The organism is Klebsiella sp. w6, assembly GCF_033100215.1.
GTDB classification, from domain to species: domain Bacteria; phylum Pseudomonadota; class Gammaproteobacteria; order Enterobacterales; family Enterobacteriaceae; genus Klebsiella; species Klebsiella variicola.
On sequence record NZ_CP136907.1, the window covers coordinates 5,414,600 to 5,430,750 of the forward strand.

The 16,151-nt window shown below is 56.9% G+C and carries 13 protein-coding genes and 1 riboswitch; of the genes, 4 read left to right on the forward strand and 9 right to left on the reverse strand.

Going from position 1 to position 16,151, the window contains the following annotated elements; all coding sequences use genetic code 11:
- Positions 1-75 precede the first annotated feature (75 nt).
- Both murI and btuB read right to left on the reverse strand, forming a co-directional pair.
- A complete protein-coding gene (murI, locus tag R0140_RS26330) occupies positions 76-927 on the reverse strand; it encodes a glutamate racemase (protein WP_008807849.1) in 852 nt (283 codons plus the stop codon).
- A complete protein-coding gene (gene btuB / locus R0140_RS26335; protein WP_012543256.1) occupies positions 872-2,728 on the reverse strand; it encodes a TonB-dependent vitamin B12 receptor BtuB in 1,857 nt (618 codons plus the stop codon). The genes murI and btuB overlap by 56 nt, the downstream gene beginning before the upstream one ends.
- Positions 2,729-2,792: 64 nt before the next feature.
- Positions 2,793-2,980, reverse strand: a riboswitch (cobalamin riboswitch).
- A 114-nt stretch (positions 2,981-3,094) separates the two neighbouring features.
- Here btuB and trmA point away from each other — a divergent pair.
- Positions 3,095-4,195, forward strand: coding sequence for a tRNA (uridine(54)-C5)-methyltransferase TrmA (gene trmA, locus R0140_RS26340; protein ID WP_004203692.1), 1,101 nt, complete (start codon positions 3,095-3,097; stop codon positions 4,193-4,195).
- A 53-nt stretch (positions 4,196-4,248) separates the two neighbouring features.
- On the opposite strand, the gene R0140_RS26345 is transcribed toward trmA, so the two are convergent.
- On the reverse strand, positions 4,249-4,608 hold the full coding sequence (locus tag R0140_RS26345; protein ID WP_004203691.1) for a YijD family membrane protein: 360 nt from the start codon (positions 4,606-4,608) through the stop codon (positions 4,249-4,251).
- Between the two features lie 15 nt (positions 4,609-4,623).
- Positions 4,624-5,259, reverse strand: coding sequence for an HTH-type transcriptional repressor FabR (gene fabR / locus R0140_RS26350; RefSeq protein WP_004151856.1), 636 nt, complete (start codon positions 5,257-5,259; stop codon positions 4,624-4,626).
- Between the two features lie 196 nt (positions 5,260-5,455).
- Here fabR and sthA point away from each other — a divergent pair, with 196 nt between their 5' ends.
- The gene (gene sthA / locus R0140_RS26355; protein ID WP_032731557.1) at positions 5,456-6,856 is read left to right on the forward strand and encodes a Si-specific NAD(P)(+) transhydrogenase; all 1,401 of its coding nucleotides are present in this window, start codon (positions 5,456-5,458) and stop codon (positions 6,854-6,856) included.
- Here sthA and oxyR read toward each other — a convergent pair.
- The 4 genes from oxyR to argC form a co-directional block, all read right to left on the reverse strand.
- Positions 6,839-7,756: a DNA-binding transcriptional regulator OxyR gene (gene oxyR, locus R0140_RS26360; RefSeq protein WP_008807853.1), complete on the reverse strand. Its 918-nt coding sequence runs from the start codon at positions 7,754-7,756 to the stop codon at positions 6,839-6,841. The genes sthA and oxyR overlap by 18 nt on opposite strands.
- 259 nt (positions 7,757-8,015) lie before the next feature.
- Entirely contained in the window at positions 8,016-9,389 is a 1,374-nt protein-coding gene (argH, locus tag R0140_RS26365; RefSeq protein WP_032741544.1) for an argininosuccinate lyase, read from the reverse strand.
- Positions 9,390-9,487: 98 nt separating this feature from the next.
- Entirely contained in the window at positions 9,488-10,264 is a 777-nt protein-coding gene (gene argB / locus R0140_RS26370) for an acetylglutamate kinase (RefSeq protein WP_087805116.1), read from the reverse strand.
- A gap of 6 nt (positions 10,265-10,270) precedes the next feature.
- Positions 10,271-11,275 carry an N-acetyl-gamma-glutamyl-phosphate reductase gene (gene argC, locus R0140_RS26375; RefSeq protein ID WP_025710967.1) on the reverse strand — a complete coding sequence of 335 codons (1,005 nt, stop codon included), beginning with the start codon at positions 11,273-11,275 and terminating at the stop codon, positions 10,271-10,273.
- Positions 11,276-11,388: 113 nt separating this feature from the next.
- Here argC and argE point away from each other — a divergent pair, with 113 nt between their 5' ends.
- On the forward strand, positions 11,389-12,540 hold the full coding sequence (gene argE / locus R0140_RS26380; RefSeq protein WP_032741542.1) for an acetylornithine deacetylase: 1,152 nt from the start codon (positions 11,389-11,391) through the stop codon (positions 12,538-12,540).
- A gap of 258 nt (positions 12,541-12,798) precedes the next feature.
- On the forward strand, positions 12,799-15,450 hold the full coding sequence (ppc, locus tag R0140_RS26385) for a phosphoenolpyruvate carboxylase (protein WP_032741540.1): 2,652 nt from the start codon (positions 12,799-12,801) through the stop codon (positions 15,448-15,450).
- A 48-nt stretch (positions 15,451-15,498) separates the two neighbouring features.
- Here ppc and zinT read toward each other — a convergent pair whose 3' ends face one another.
- Positions 15,499-16,149 (reverse strand): metal-binding protein ZinT, encoded by a 651-nt coding sequence (gene zinT / locus R0140_RS26390; RefSeq protein ID WP_032731556.1) that lies wholly within the window; start codon positions 16,147-16,149, stop codon positions 15,499-15,501.
- Between the last annotated feature and the right edge of the window lie 2 nt (positions 16,150-16,151).

The window sequence follows — 16,151 nt, forward strand, 5'->3', positions numbered from 1 at the left end:
TAGGGAGTTCTGAGACGTTGACAAGCCCTGTTTTCAAAAAATTATTCAACCGTCTCTTTTTTGTGCAAAACGCCCTTAAAGCGGTAATTTTTCCAGCGTTGGGAAACCATAGCGATGCAGAACGGGTAAAAGTTGTTCTGTTTCTGCCGTCAGCGCCATGCAGAATGCTTTATTCTCGTCACTGGACTTCGCGTCCGGCGCTTCATGCTCTAACAGCCAGGCGGTGCGGCGGGCAATCGCCGCGCCAGAATCGATAAGCCGCGTGCCCTCCGGCAGAACGCGCTGCAGCTCCTCCTGTAAAAGAGGAAAGTGGGTGCAGCCCAGCACCACCGTATCCGGCGGCTCCTGCATCCGCAGCCACGGGCGCAGGATACGGCGCAGCTCTTCTAACGGCACAGGCTCGCCATGCAGCTTCGCTTCCGCCAGCTCCACCAGCTCCGCCGACCCCAGCATCTCAATCCGACATTCATTGGCAAAGCGGTCAATCAGCTCACGGGTATAAGGACGCTTAACAGTACCGCGGGTCGCCAGCAGGCCAACAATACCGTTCGCCGTTAAGCGGGCGGCGGGCTTGATCGCCGGCACCACGCCAACGACGGGGAAAGCGAACTTTTCACGCAGGGCAGGCAGTGAGACGGTACTGGCGGTGTTACAGGCGATGACCGCCAGCGCCAGTGGATAGCGTTGCTGAACGGCAGTCACGATTTCCACAACGCGCTCAACGATAAACTCCTCGCTCTTCTCACCGTACGGGAAAGCGACGTTATCAAAAGCATAGATGTAATGCAGATTCGGCAGCAGCTGCCGAATCTCATTATAAACCGACAACCCACCGACGCCGGAATCAAACACCAGCACGGTGGGACGTGGATCAGAAGGTGTAGCTGCCAGACAAGGTGTATTCCCGTCCTGCAGATTGGTAGCCATAAACTGTCTCGTAATCTTTATCGAACAGATTGGCTATTTTACCACGAACTGTCAGGTGTGAGGTGACGGGATACGATAAACCGACATCCCAGAGGCTCAGACCGCCCATTTTGACATCGCGCCCATTGTCGTAGTCATCATCGTAACGCTTGCCGAGGTACTGATACATCACGTTCCAGTCAAGATCGTAGATCTGTCCGGTCAGTTCATACTTCACTTGTTGCTTCGCGCGGCGATAGAGTACCTTGCCAGTATCATCATCACGCGGATCGACATACTGCAACGTCAGATGATGCTCCACCGGGCCAGTCGTCACGTTCCCCGTCCACTCCAGACCTTTAATCGTGGCTGACTTCACGTTGATATATTGATTGTTTTTATAGTCGATCAGGTTTTGAATCTCATAATGATATGCTGAGATTCGCCAATCCAGCGGCCCCGTTAGCCCGTCAATTCCGGCTTCCCACTGTTTAGATTCTTCCGGCTTCAGGTTTGGGTTGGAAGCAATGCCAGGCCCATAAAACGAAGCAAAACGCGTCGCGCCATATTGCTGACCCAGTGACGGCGCCAGGAATCCGGTACCGTAAGAGAGCGTAGCCCGGTAGCCATCAATAAACTCCCAGCCTGCCGCAGTCTGCCAAGTACCGTGCCATCCGAACTGCTCGTCATGATCCTCACGTCCGGATGCTTCCAGGGTCACACTGTCAATCTGCTGCTGCCCGGTCAGGTAAAGACCGGTGGTATCGCGTTTGTAGGCATCAGACAATGTTGTGCTACTGGAGGTGAGCTTTTCTTGCTTCCAGTCGACGCCGCCACTAATCGCCCCGTGCCCAACCTCAATGTTATTACCCCACTGGATATAGCGCTGTTCCATATCATCCAGGGTGGCGCCCGCGGCATAGCGGCCAGCGTCGCTGCTGTAGTTGTAATCTTTGATGCGCTGATAGTTAGCAATCAGCTGGGAGGAATAGATACCGGAGCTGTAACGCAGACCCGTGTCCCAGGACTGCGTGTAATTCTGTCTTTCATCATTGCCGCCAACATAGCCATACGAGCCCTGATCGTAGTCAGTATTGGCTGTGTAACCATAGCCCCGGAAGAAACCAGAGAAGTTATCGTCAAACTTATGTTGCACACCGCCCAGGAAAAGCTTGTTACGATAGCCATCACGATCGCTGTCGCCGCTGTACGGCGAATTCGGCTGGACGTTAAAACCTTTTGTGGTCTGATAAGCACCAGCTGCAGTCACTACGGTATCGCCAAAACGTTTATTAATGGCGCCGTCATAAGTCTGATAACCGTTACTCCCCATTCCGACGTTAACCTGTGAACGGTCTGAATCGGTCATGGTGATAATGTTCACCACCCCACCGATCGCTCCGGAACCGTAGACTGCGGAGCGCGGGCCACGGATGTATTCCACCCGCTGGACCAGCGAGATAGGGATCTGACTGATATCTACGCCATTGGAGATCCCCGGACGCGCCATCGGCACACCGTCGATCAGCACCAGCACGTGACGAGCCTCCGTCCCCCGAACATACAGCGAAGCGCTCTGCCCCATGCCGCCGTTGCGGGCAATATCGACCCCAGGAAGACGACGCATGACATCGTTTAAATCTTTGGACTGCCAGCGGTCGATATCATCGCGCGTCACAATGTCGGTCGGCGCCAGCACGGTATTGACCGGCTGTTGAAAACGGTTTGCTGTCACCACTAACGTATCTGAATTGCTATCCTGCGCCCAGCCGGAAAATGCCGTGACGGATAAAGCCGTCATCAGCGAAGCTTTTTTAATCATTGTAAAAGCATCCGAAACAGAAAAAGGATGCCGCAGGTTTTATCAGTTGCTCGCGACGATAAAACCCAGTGCGACGTATTCCGGCAGGTCTTCGGGCTTGGAGGCTGTTTCAAGAAATAATGACTTCCCACGGCTAGCCGCAGTGTCTGCACCGAGTGCGCTCATTTCTCACCTTCCTTACCGCTGCGCGTCAGCCCCAGATTTCCACTGGGTTCCCTTTTAACTCACAGGACCGGTAGGCGAATGCTACAATTAGAATCATATAGATGTCCAGACTGCTAATTATATTTCCCGCCACATTCGAGGCTGGACATCCCCGGCGCTTTCCCTACAATCCCCGCGTACTTATTTTATTCAGGATGCATCATGACCCCCGAACACCTTCCTACCGAACAATACGAAGCGCAGCTGGCAGAAAAAGTCGTCCGTTTGCAAACCATGATGGCGCCTTTTGCCGCGCCGGTTCCGGAAGTGTTTCGTTCGCCGGTCAGCCACTACCGGATGCGCGCCGAGTTCCGTCTGTGGCACGATGGCGACGATCTGTACCATATTATTTTCGATCAGCAGACCCGGTCGCGGATTCGCGTTGACAGCTTTCCGGCCGCCAGCGCGCTTATCAATCAGCTGATGACCGCCATGCTGGAGGGCGTGCGCAACAATCCCGTGCTGCGCCATAAGCTGTTCCAGATTGACTATCTGACCACCCTCAGCAACCAGGCGGTCGTTTCGCTGCTGTATCATAAAAAACTCGATGATGCCTGGCGTGAGCAAGCGGAGGCGCTGCGTGACGCCCTGCGAGCCCAGGGACTCAATGTGCATCTGATTGGACGGGCGACCAAAACCAAAATCGAGCTCGATCAGGACTATATAGATGAACGTCTGCCAGTTGGCGGGCGAGAGATGATCTACCGTCAGGTGGAAAACAGCTTTACCCAGCCGAACGCGGCCATGAACATTCAGATGCTGGAGTGGGCGCTGGATGTCACCAAAGGGGCGACCGGCGACCTGCTGGAATTGTACTGCGGCAACGGTAACTTCTCGCTGGCGCTGGCGCGTAATTTTGATCGCGTGCTGGCCACCGAAATCGCCAAACCGTCAGTGGCTGCGGCGCAGTACAACATCGCCGCTAACCATATCGACAACGTGCAGATTATCCGCATGGCGGCGGAAGAGTTTACTCAGGCGATGAATGGCGTGCGGGAGTTCAACCGGCTGCAGGGTATCGATCTGCAGAGCTATCAGTGCGAGACCATTTTCGTCGATCCGCCGCGCAGCGGACTGGACAGCGAAACGGAAAAAATGGTGCAGGCCTATCCGCGCATTCTGTACATTTCATGCAACCCGGAAACGCTGTGCCGCAATCTGGAGACGTTAAGCCAGACGCACAACGTCACCCGGCTGGCGCTGTTCGACCAGTTCCCGTACACCCATCATATGGAATGCGGCGTTCTGCTGACCCGGAAATAGGCCCAAAAAAACCGGCAATGTCATATTGCCGGTTTTTTTACACCACTGGCGGCTTACTCGGCTGCCGTATTTTTGCGGTTACGCATCTTGTAGCCGATCCAGAAGACCATCGCGACGGACAGAACGGCCGGGAAGAAGTTAGAGCCGATATCCGGGTACTCCGCACGCACGACGGTGCTGTACAACAGCACCCCGAGAATAAAAAAGGCGGCGGCCAGGCCCGGAAGCCCAACGGGCATACTGCGATTCTGATAGCGCTGATGCAGACAGTAGACCGTCAGCAGCAGGGATAAAATAGGGAAGACGGAAAACGGAACTATCGAACTGAACAGCGCCGCAAAGGCGCCATTAATGGATAACCCGGCAATCAGCGCCAGCAGCAGCGTACCTTTATCTTGAACTGAGTGTTTCATTGCTCGTCCTTCACGTTATTCGGAATGATGTGACATTTTTTCTTGTTCACGGCGATACCAGTAATACGCGCCTTTCGAGATCATTCTGAGCTGCAGCACCAACCGTTCTTCCAGCTGCCGGCGCTGTTCAGGGCCGACATCCAGCGCTTCCGCGCCAGCGCTAAAGACGATGGTGACCATAGCTTCAGCCTGCGCTTCGGTGAAGGCGCGCGGCATATGGTTTTCGAGTTCTAAATAGTCGGCGAGTTCCGCGATAAAGTGCTGGATCTCGCGCGCGACGGCGGCGCGAAACGCCGCAGAGGTTCCCGAGCGCTCTCGCAACAGCAAGCGGAAGGCGTTCGGGTTGTTACCGATAAACTCCATAAAGGTGGAGACCGAGGTACGGATCACGCTGCCGCCTTTAGCAATTCTCTGGCGCGCCTGGCGCATCAGCTGGCGCAGCATCAGTCCGCTCTCATCGACCATCGTCAGGCCTAACTCATCGACATCGCGAAAATGACGATAAAAGGACGTCGGCGCGATCCCAGCTTCCCGCGCCACTTCGCGCAAGCTCAGGCTGGCGAAACTCCGCTCAGCGCTAAGTTGGCTGAATGCTGCTTCCACCAGCGAACGGCGGGTTTTTTCTTTTTGTTGTGCTCTTACGCCCATCACGATGTATGAATCCTTCCAATAGCCCTGCTGGCACTATACCAGAGATTAAAACTAATCGGTTTGCACTGGATTGTGAATGATTGTTTACGAGCCGTTTCTGCTTTTATGCCGCAAAAAAGCACAACGATAATTGGGTTAAAGCGCAGCGAATGTTATCATCGTGTTTATTTTATGTATAAAACAGGTGAGTAATGCCATGTCACACTCTTGGGATTATGATGCAATAGTGATTGGTTCCGGCCCTGGCGGCGAAGGCGCCGCCATGGGACTGGTGAAACAGGGAGTACGCGTTGCCGTCATTGAGCGCTACCATAATGTCGGCGGCGGTTGCACCCACTGGGGCACCATCCCGTCGAAAGCCCTCCGCCATGCCGTCAGCCGTATCATCGAGTTTAACCAAAACCCCCTCTACAGCGACCACTCCCGCCTTCTTCGCTCTTCTTTCGCCGACATCCTCAACCATGCCGACAGCGTCATCAACCAGCAGACTCATATGCGCCAGGGATTCTATGAGCGCAACCACTGTGAAATTCTGCAGGGCAATGCGCACTTCGTTGATGAACATACTCTGGCGCTGGAATGCCATGACGGCACGGTCGAGACGGTGACTGCGGAGAAATTCGTTATCGCCTGCGGGTCACGCCCCTATCATCCGGCCGATGTCGATTTCCACCACCCGCGCATCTATGACAGCGATTCAATTCTCAGCCTGCAGCATGAGCCGCGCCACGTGATCATTTACGGCGCCGGGGTGATCGGTTGCGAATACGCCTCGATCTTCCGCGGCATGGAGGTGAAGGTCGATCTGATCAACACCCGCGATCGTCTGCTGGCCTTCCTCGATCAGGAGATGTCAGACTCGCTCTCTTATCACTTCTGGAACAGCGGCGTGGTCATTCGCCACAATGAGGAGTATGAGAAAATTGAGGGGGTGGATGACGGCGTGATCATGCACCTGAAGTCCGGTAAAAAACTGAAGGCCGATTGCCTGCTGTACGCCAACGGCCGCACCGGCAATACCGACACCCTGGCGCTGGAAAACATCGGTCTGCAGACTGACAGCCGCGGCCAGCTGAAGGTCAACAGCATGTACCAGACCGCCCTCCCGCACGTCTATGCGGTTGGCGATGTCATCGGCTATCCAAGTCTGGCTTCTGCCGCCTACGATCAAGGGCGCATTGCCGCCCAGGCGCTGGTGAAAGGCGAAGCCTCGGCGCATCTGATTGAAGATATCCCAACCGGGATCTACACCATTCCGGAAATCAGCTCCGTCGGGAAAACCGAGCAGCAACTGACGGCGATGAAAGTGCCGTATGAGGTGGGTCGCGCCCAGTTTAAACACCTGGCGCGGGCGCAAATCGTTGGCATGAGCGTGGGAACCCTGAAGATCCTGTTCCATCGGGAGACCAAGGAGATCCTCGGCATTCACTGCTTTGGCGAACGCGCAGCCGAAATCATTCATATCGGCCAGGCGATCATGGAGCAGAAAGGTGGTGGTAACACCATTGAGTACTTCGTCAACACCACCTTTAACTACCCGACCATGGCGGAAGCGTATCGGGTCGCCGCGCTGAACGGCTTAAACCGCCTGTTTTAACGCCTTGTCGAAATGGCCATCCATCGTACCGCGGATGGCCTCCGCCAGATGTTCATAGCGGCTGCGCAGCGGGGAGCCGGGACGGTAAACCAGGCCGATGGTTCGTCTTGGCTCTGGCTTAATGCACGGCAAATAGACCACGCCATCGCGTTTTCTTTCCTGCGGTACCGCCAGCGCAGGCAGCAAGGTAATGCCGCTGCCTGCCGCCACCATATTGCGTAGCGTTTCCAGACTGGTCGCCCGGAAGTGGGTATCTTCATCCGCTCCCGCTTCAAAGCAAAAGCCCATCGCCTGATCGCGCAGACAGTGGCCATCCTCCAGCATCAGCAGCTTTTCACCAGCCAGATCCGACATCGGCACGCGGTCGCGGTTCGCCCACGGGTGATCCTCATAGATAGCCAGCATCATCGGCTCATCAAACAGCGGCACCTCGATAAAGGCCTCGCTCTCTTTGACCAGCGCCAGAATGGCGCAGTCGAGCTTACCGCTGTCGAGCTGGGCCAGCAGCTGATGGGTCTGCGCTTCGTGCAGGTACATTTCCAGCTTCGGAAAGGTTTGGTGCAGCATCGGAATGATTTGCGGCAGCAGATACGGGCCAATTGTCGGGATCAAGCCGATGTGCAGCGGCCCGGACATGGTTTCCCCTTGTTGGCTTGCCATCTCCTTGAGCACTTTTACTTCGCGTAACACGGTACGCGCCTGATCCACCAGCAACAGCCCCGCCTGGGTAAACAGAACCTTACGGCTGGTGCGCTCCAGCAGCATGACGCCAAGTTCATCCTCGAGCTTGCGGATCTGTCCGCTGAGCGTCGGTTGGCTCACGTGGCATGAGTCAGCCGCCCGCCGGAAGTGGCGGTGTTCGGCGAGCGCTACCAGGTATTCAAGATCGCGAATATTCATTATTCATCCTCCATCGCCACGATAGTCCATGGCGATAGATAGCATAGCAACGAACGATTATCCCTATCAAGCTTTCTGTTCAATAATACGCCCATAGAGACGGTATACCTGTGAAAATCATTGGCCCGTCACACTGTTTCTCTACCCGAACAACTAAAGCCAACGTGAACTTTTGCGGACCTTGTGTCCGCTTTTTTTTTGCATAAAAAACCCGGCGTCATCAGGCTCGGCCGGGTTCAGAGAGGCGGATGCCAGAGAATTAGCTCAGGCGCGCTTTTGCGTCGCTGATAGCCTGCGCCACCTGCTGCGGCGAAACGCCGCCTTTCGCTGCGCGTTTATCCAGGCAGGACTGCAGGGACAGAATCGGATACACATCGTCCGCAATTACCGGACTGAATTTCTGCAGATCGGCCAGGGCCAGCGCCTCCAGCGGTTTCCCTTGCGCAATGGCTTCCACTACCGCCTCACCAACAATATGGTGCGCCTCGCGGAACGGTACGCCTTTCGCCACCAGATAATCCGCCAGCTCCGTGGCGTTGGCATAGCCCTGCTGCGCCGCTTCCGCACAGCGCGGGCGTTTCACCTGGATACCGTCCAGCACCAGAGTCGCCATATGCAGGCAGTCGAGCCAGGTATCCAGGGCATCGAAAAGCCCCTCTTTATCTTCCTGCATGTCTTTGTTGTAGGCCAGCGGCAGCCCTTTCAGGGTCATCATCATGCCGGTCAGCGCGCCCTGCACGCGGCCGCATTTACCACGAATTAATTCCAGCGCGTCCGGGTTTTTCTTCTGCGGCATCAGCGAGGAGCCGGAGGTCACGCGATCAGAAAGCTCGACGAAGTTCGCCTCGCCGGAGTTAAAGAAAATCAGATCTTCAGCAAAGCGCGACAGATGCACCATGCCGATAGACGCATCGGAAAGCAGCTCCAGAACATGGTCGCGATCGGAAACGCTGTCGAGGCTGTTGCGGGTGGCAGAGGCAAAGCCCAGCCAGCCGGCCAGCTGCTCGCGGTCGATTTCATACGCCGTCCCCGCCAGCGCGCCGCAGCCCAGCGGGCTAACGTCGAGGCGCTTCAGCGCGTCCTGCAGGCGGCTTTCGTCACGCGCCAGCATTTCAACGTAGGCCAGACACCAGTGTGCGAACGTCACCGGCTGGGCACGCTGCAGGTGAGTGTACCCCGGCATCACCGCGTCCTGGTTATGCTGGGCAGTCTCCACCAGCGCGCTCTGCAGCTGGCGGTTCGCCGACAGCAGTTCGACAACGGTATCTTTGCACCATAGTTTAAGGTCGGTGGCGACCTGGTCGTTACGGCTGCGCCCGGTGTGCAGTTTCTTGCCCAACTGGCCCACTTTATCGATCAGCTTGCCTTCCACCCAGCTGTGAATATCTTCGGCATCGCTGGCGAGGATTTGCTGCGGATTGGCGCGCACCTCTTCCAGCAGCACGTTCAGCGCTTCTTCCAGCTGCTGCTGTTCAGCGGCACTCAGAACGCCGACCATTACCAGCGCTTTCGACCAGGCGACAGAGCCAACGATATCCTGCTCCGCCAGACGATAGTCGAAGCGCAACGAGTCGTTGAACTGTTTGAACCGTTGATCTGCTGCCTGTGTAAAACGCCCGCCCCAAAGTGCCATAACATGCTTCCTTTATTCGTTAGTTCTGCCGGCGGCATTGTGCCGCCCGGCCTACAGTCTGTAAGCCCGGCTGACGACGTGCCGCCGGGCATGAAATCTTAAGCCAGAATACGTGTGCCGATCGGCGTGCCGTTAAATAACGCTGGCAGCTGCTCGGCGTGACGCCAGGAGGCGATATCCACCGGACGGCCCAGGGCACGTGCGGCGTCAAGGGCCGCATTCACTTTAACAATCATGCCATCAGTGATAATGCCCTGCTCGATCAGCTGCTCCGCTTTCTCGGCGGTCATCTCGGCAATGCGCTGTCCTTTACCGTCGAGGATACCGCTGACATCAGACAGCAGGATCAGATCCGCCCCCAGGGTGGCCGCCAGCGCTGTCGCCGCCTGGTCAGCATTGACGTTCATCAGTTGGCCTTCATCGGTCACCCCGATAGAGCTCACCACTGGCAGGTAACCGCCCGCCAACAGGGTGTTGATCAGCGCCGGGGAACCCGGCTGCGCCAGCCCGACATGGCCAAGCTCGGCATCCAGCTGTGTGACCTTCACGCTATCGCCATCGCCGAGGAACAGGCCGACAGAGGCCAGACCATGCTTTTTCGCCCACGCCAGCAGCGTCTTGTTGGCGGTTCCCGCCAGCGCGCCGGTAATGATGTCAATCTGATCGGCAGGCGTCACACGCAGACCATTTTTCTTTTGCACCGGCAGATTAAGCTGCTTCATCAGCTCATCCACCACGCAGCCACCGCCATGGACGATGATCAGCGGGCGCTGGTGCGCTTCACGGTAGTTAACCAGCGCGGTAAACAGGCGCTCCAGCGCTTCTTCGCTATCGAGTAATACGCCGCCGAGTTTGATAATTAATGGGTTCATCATCACACCTTAAATAAGAGACTGCGTCTCAGCGAAGCCGAAACGAATATTCGCGCACTGCACCGCCTGCGCTGCGGCGCCTTTCAGCAGGTTATCTTCTGCCGCGACGACGATGAGATGATCGTCCTGAACGGCAAAACCGATGTCACAGAATGGCAGACCCTCGACGCTTTTCAAGGCGGGCACGCCTTTATCATATAAACGTACCAGCGGTTTATCGGCGTAAGCCTGCTGGTAAACCGCCGCGATCTGCGCGTGGCCGACGCCCGGCTTCAGGCGGCAGGTGATAGTTTCCAGGATACCGCGCTTAAAATTGCCCAGGTGCGGAGTAAAAATCACCTTCGCCCCGAGGTGGCTGGCAATCTCCGGCTGATGACGATGGTTAAAGATGCCGTACGGCTGCAGGCTAACTTCACAGAAGCTGTTGCCGATCGCGGCTTTACGACCCGCGCCGCTCACCCCGCTGGTGGCGTTGATCACCGGCCACTGGTTCAGATCCAGCAGACTGGCATCAATCAGCGGCTTCAGCGACAGCTGCGCCGCCGTCGGGTAGCAGCCAGGCACCGCGATTAACTGCGCTTCTTTAAGCGCATCCGCGCTCCACTCCGCCAGACCATACACCGCCTGTTTGAGCAGGTCGGGATGCTGATGAGTGAAACCGTAGTATTTTTCGTAGAACGCCCCATCGTTAACGCGGAAGGCGCCGGAGAGATCGAACACCACGCAGCCGGCGGCAAGGAACTGCGGCGCCAGGTCGTGACTCACTTCGTGCGCGGTAGCGAGAAACACCACATCCACGCCAGCGCTGAATTCGCTGATATCGGACATCGGCTGCAGCGGCATATCGACAATGCCCTTGAGCTGCGGATGCAGGTCGGAAATTAATTTTCCCGCATCATTGCTTTGCGCGGAGACCGTCAAAGCGGTTATGTTCATATGCGGATGACGATTGATATAGGTCACCAGCTCTGCGCCGGCATAACCACTGGCACCCACAATCAGCGTATTTAACATTGGAAGCGCATCTCCTTACATTCGATGGGTTTTCTTACGCTCAACGATATTGTATTTTTATTCACAATAAATGCATGAATATTGATACTATCACGACCCAAGGTGTGTCAACAATGAAAAACAATTTACCGCCCTTTATCGAGATTTACCGCGCGTTGATCGCCACACCGTCCATCAGCGCGACCGAAGAGGCTCTCGATCAAAGCAATGAGTCTTTAATCAATTTGCTGGCAGGCTGGTTCCGCGATCTCGGCTTCAATGTTGAGATACAGCCGGTGCCGGATACGCGCCATAAATTCAACCTGCTGGCCAGCACCGGACACGGCGCCGGCGGCCTGCTGCTCGCCGGGCATACCGATACCGTGCCATTCGATGATGGCCGCTGGACGCGGGATCCGTTCACCCTCACCGAACACGATAACAAGCTCTACGGCCTCGGCACGGCTGACATGAAAGGCTTCTTCGCCTTTATTCTCGACGCCCTGCGCGATGTCGACGTCACCACGCTGAAAAAACCGCTGTATATTCTGGCCACCGCCGACGAAGAGACCAGCATGGCCGGCGCGCGCTATTTTGCCGAAACCACCCAGCTGCGCCCGGACTGCGCCATCATCGGCGAGCCCACCTCCCTGCAGCCGATCCGCGCCCACAAAGGACATATGTCCAACGCGATCCGTATTCAGGGCCAGTCCGGCCACTCCAGCGATCCGGCACGCGGAGTTAACGCGATTGAGCTTATGCACGACGCCATCGGCCGCATTATGCAGCTGCGCGATCTGCTAAAAGAGCGCTACCACTTCGAGGCGTTCACGGTCCCTTACCCGACCCTTAACCTGGGCGCTATCCATGGCGGCGATGCCTCAAACCGTATCTGCGCCTGCTGCGAACTGCATATGGATATCCGCCCGCTGCCGGGGATGACCCTCAACGATCTTAATGGTCTGTTGGGCGAAGCGCTGGCGCCCGTCAGTGAGCGCTGGCCGGGCCGCCTGACGGTCTCAGAGCTGCACCCGCCGATCCCCGGCTACGAATGCCCGCCGGACCATAAGCTGGTCCAGGTGGTTGAGAAACTGCTCGGCGCGCGGACCGACGTGGTGAACTACTGCACCGAAGCGCCGTTTATCCAGACGCTATGTCCGACGCTGGTTCTTGGCCCAGGCTCCATCAACCAGGCCCATCAGCCTGACGAGTATCTGGAGACGCGCTTTATCAAGCCGACCCGGGAGCTGATTAGCCAGGTCGTCCACCACTTCTGCTGGCACTAAAATCGCCCTCTTTTTCCGCCCCGTTCTCCCGGGGCGGAACGGTGACGATCGTCACATTTCCATAAGCGATGCTTATCCAGCGCCCCCTGAATTAAATTTCGCAAATTACGGCGATTTACTCGTTTGCTGAAGCGATTTCGCAGTAATTGACGTGGGGGTATTTACGTGGCTTTATAAAAGACGGGTTGCTTATCCGTTGCTCACGTTCCAGCGCAGCGGATATAACAAAATAAAATGAGATGGGGTGTCTGGGGTAACATGAACGAACAATATTCCGCATTGCGTAGTAATGTCAGTATGCTCGGCAAGGTGCTGGGCGATACCATCAAGGATGCATTGGGAGAAAATATTCTTGATCGTGTCGAAACTATCCGTAAGTTGTCCAAATCTTCACGCGCCGGCAACGAAGCTAACCGCCAGGAGCTGCTGACCACGCTGCAGAATTTGTCTAACGACGAACTGCTGCCGGTTGCCCGTGCCTTCAGCCAGTTTCTGAATCTGGCGAACACCGCTGAGCAGTATCACAGCATTTCGCCGAATGGCGAAGCGGCCAGCAATCCGGAAGTCATTGCGCGTACCCTGAGAAAGCTCAAAGACCAACCCAATCTCAACGAAGACACCATCAAAAAAGCGGTGGAATCTCTGTCTCTGGAGCTGGTATTAACCGCCCACCCGACCGAGATCACCCGCCGGACGCTGATCCATAAAATGGTGGAAGTGAACAGCTGCCTCAAGCAACTGGACAATAAAGACATCGCCGACTACGAACACCATCAGCTGATGCGCCGTCTGCGCCAGCTGATCGCCCAGTCCTGGCATACTGACGAGATCCGTAAATACCGCCCGTCTCCGGTCGACGAAGCCAAATGGGGCTTCGCGGTGGTGGAAAACAGCCTGTGGGAAGGGGTGCCTAACTATCTGCGCGAGCTGAACGAACAGCTGGAAGCCAACCTTGGCTATCAGCTACCGGTGGACTTCGTCCCGGTGCGTTTCACCTCGTGGATGGGCGGCGACCGCGACGGCAACCCGAACGTGACCGCCGACATCACTCGCTACGTGCTGCTGCTCAGCCGCTGGAAAGCCACCGATCTGTTCCTCAAAGACGTGCAGGTGCTGATCTCCGAGCTGTCGATGGTGGAGTGTACCGACGAACTTCGCGCGCTGGCTGGCGCCGAGGGTGCTCAGGAACCGTACCGTTATCTGATGAAGAAATTGCGCACTCAGCTGATGGAGACCCAGGCCTGGCTGGAAGCGCGCCTGAAAGGTCAGAAGCTGCCGAAACCGGCGGGACTGATCACTCAGAACAAGCAGCTGTGGGAACCGCTGTACGCCTGCTATAAATCGCTGCAGGCCTGCGGCATGGGCATTATCGCCAACGGCGAACTGCTCGACACCCTGCGCCGCGTGAAGTCTTTCGGCGTACCACTGGTGCGTATTGATATCCGTCAGGAAAGCACTCGCCATACCGAAGCGCTGGGCGAAATGACCCGTTACCTCGGGATCGGCGATTACGAAAGCTGGTCAGAAGCCGACAAACAGGCTTTCCTGATCCGCGAACTGAACTCCAAACGTCCGTTGCTGCCGCGTCAGTGGGAGCCAAGCGAAGAGACCCGTGAAGTCCTCGATACCTGCAAAGTGATCGCCGAGGCGCCGCGCGGATCGATCGCCGCCTACGTGATCTCGATGGCCAAAACGCCGTCCGACGTGCTGGCGGTTCATCTGCTGCTGAAAGAGGCCGGGATTGGTTTTGCTCTGCCGGTGGCCCCGCTGTTCGAAACGCTGGACGACCTGAACAACGCCAACGATGTCATGACTCAGCTGCTGAATATCGACTGGTACCGCGGCTTTATCCAGGGCAAGCAGATGGTCATGATTGGCTATTCTGACTCCGCCAAAGATGCTGGCGTGATGGCCGCCTCCTGGGCGCAGTACCAGGCGCAGGACGCGCTGATCAAAACCTGTGAGAAAGCCGGTATCGAACTGACGCTGTTCCACGGACGCGGCGGTTCCATCGGCCGCGGCGGCGCGCCAGCCCACGCGGCGCTGCTCTCGCAGCCGCCGGGAAGCCTGAAAGGTGGCCTGCGCGTCACCGAGCAGGGCGAGATGATCCGCTTTAAGTACGGCCTGCCGGAAGTGACCATCAGCAGTCTGTCGCTGTATACCAGCGCCATTCTGGAAGCCAACCTGCTGCCGCCGCCGGAACCGAAAGCCGAATGGCGCGACATCATGGCTGAGCTGTCCGACGTCTCCTGCAAGATGTATCGCGGCTACGTACGTGAAAACAAAGATTTCGTGCCTTACTTCCGCTCTGCGACTCCGGAGCAGGAGCTGGGCAAACTGCCGCTGGGTTCGCGTCCGGCAAAACGTCGCCCGACCGGCGGCGTCGAGTCGCTGCGCGCCATTCCGTGGATCTTCGCCTGGACCCAGAACCGCCTGATGCTACCGGCCTGGCTGGGCGCTGGCGCCGCGCTGCAGAAGGTGGTCGAAGGTGGAAAACAGAGTGAACTGGAAGCGATGTGTCGCGACTGGCCGTTCTTCTCCACCCGCCTTGGCATGCTGGAAATGGTTTACTCGAAGGCCGACCTGTGGCTGGCGGAGTACTACGATCAGCGCCTGGTGAAGCCGGAGCTGTGGGCGCTGGGTACCGAGCTGCGTAAGCTGCTGGCTGCCGACATCAACGTCGTGTTGGCCATCGCCAACGACTCCCATCTGATGGCCGACCTGCCGTGGATCGCCGAGTCTATCCAGCTGCGTAATATCTATACCGACCCGCTGAACGTCCTGCAGGCGGAACTGCTGCACCGTTCACGCCAGGCCGAAGAAGCAGGCAAGGACCCGGATCCGCGCGTTGAACAAGCGCTGATGGTCACCATCGCCGGCGTTGCCGCCGGTATGCGTAACACCGGCTAATCGAAGTCTCTCTCCCCCGGCCGCCCGGTCGGGGGATTTTCACCTGTTCTAGTGGTGCAGCATCTCATCAACGATCTGCTCTTTATGCAGCGCATATGGATAATAGGTCGGCCAGTTATCCATCTCTTTCAGCAACGCCTCCTGTGATTCATTACCCATGAAAATATGGAAATGCTGCGATTTACGCGGGCCAATGATATGGTCGCTGAACTGCACAAATTTCGGCGCGTTGGCATTGCCCTGCTGGCACTCAAACAGGTAACGTACGCCTTTCTTGCCGGAGGCGTAATGCAGAATTTTGTAGCCTGAATAGCGGTATTTGCAGCTGTTGACGACATCGCCAACGTGGAACTCAATCACATCATTTTCAATGCCAATCTGCTCCACATCGGTGGCGTAGCCCTTCTTATAATAGGCGCGATACTCCTCGACGCTCTTGCCGCCGGGCTTTTTCGCCTTCTGCTCCAGCACCGGGTCAAGGTCGCCGTTGAGCAGATACGGGTTTACCGACTGCCAGACGCCCTCCCAATCGCTCAGCGCGCGATCCTGCACATCTTTATCGGCAAAAATGCCTTCGCTGGCCTGACGCTCGACGTCGGTTAACGCCGGGCCATGGTTATGATTGCCGTGGGCAAACACCTGGGCGCTGGCTAGCACCATGCCGAATCCAAAGGCCAGCAGGGGGATCTTTCTGGTCATTA

Bases quoted from the DNA above. Each gene is read 5' to 3' on its own strand.
- btuB (WP_012543256.1), bottom strand. From the start codon at position 2,728: ATGATTAAAAAAGCTTCGCTGATGACGGCTTTATCCGTCACGGCATTT.
- argE (WP_032741542.1), top strand. From the start codon at position 11,389: ATGAAAAACAATTTACCGCCCTTTATCGAGATTTACCGCGCGTTGATC.
- ppc (WP_032741540.1), top strand. From the start codon at position 12,799: ATGAACGAACAATATTCCGCATTGCGTAGTAATGTCAGTATGCTCGGC.
- argH (WP_032741544.1), bottom strand. From the start codon at position 9,389: ATGGCACTTTGGGGCGGGCGTTTTACACAGGCAGCAGATCAACGGTTC.
- oxyR (WP_008807853.1), bottom strand. From the start codon at position 7,756: ATGAATATTCGCGATCTTGAATACCTGGTAGCGCTCGCCGAACACCGC.
- sthA (WP_032731557.1), top strand. From the start codon at position 5,456: ATGTCACACTCTTGGGATTATGATGCAATAGTGATTGGTTCCGGCCCT.
- zinT (WP_032731556.1), bottom strand. From the start codon at position 16,149: ATGACCAGAAAGATCCCCCTGCTGGCCTTTGGATTCGGCATGGTGCTA.
- argC (WP_025710967.1), bottom strand. From the start codon at position 11,275: ATGTTAAATACGCTGATTGTGGGTGCCAGTGGTTATGCCGGCGCAGAG.
- trmA (WP_004203692.1), top strand. From the start codon at position 3,095: ATGACCCCCGAACACCTTCCTACCGAACAATACGAAGCGCAGCTGGCA.
- argB (WP_087805116.1), bottom strand. From the start codon at position 10,264: ATGATGAACCCATTAATTATCAAACTCGGCGGCGTATTACTCGATAGC.
- murI (WP_008807849.1), bottom strand. From the start codon at position 927: ATGGCTACCAATCTGCAGGACGGGAATACACCTTGTCTGGCAGCTACA.
- R0140_RS26345 (WP_004203691.1), bottom strand. From the start codon at position 4,608: ATGAAACACTCAGTTCAAGATAAAGGTACGCTGCTGCTGGCGCTGATT.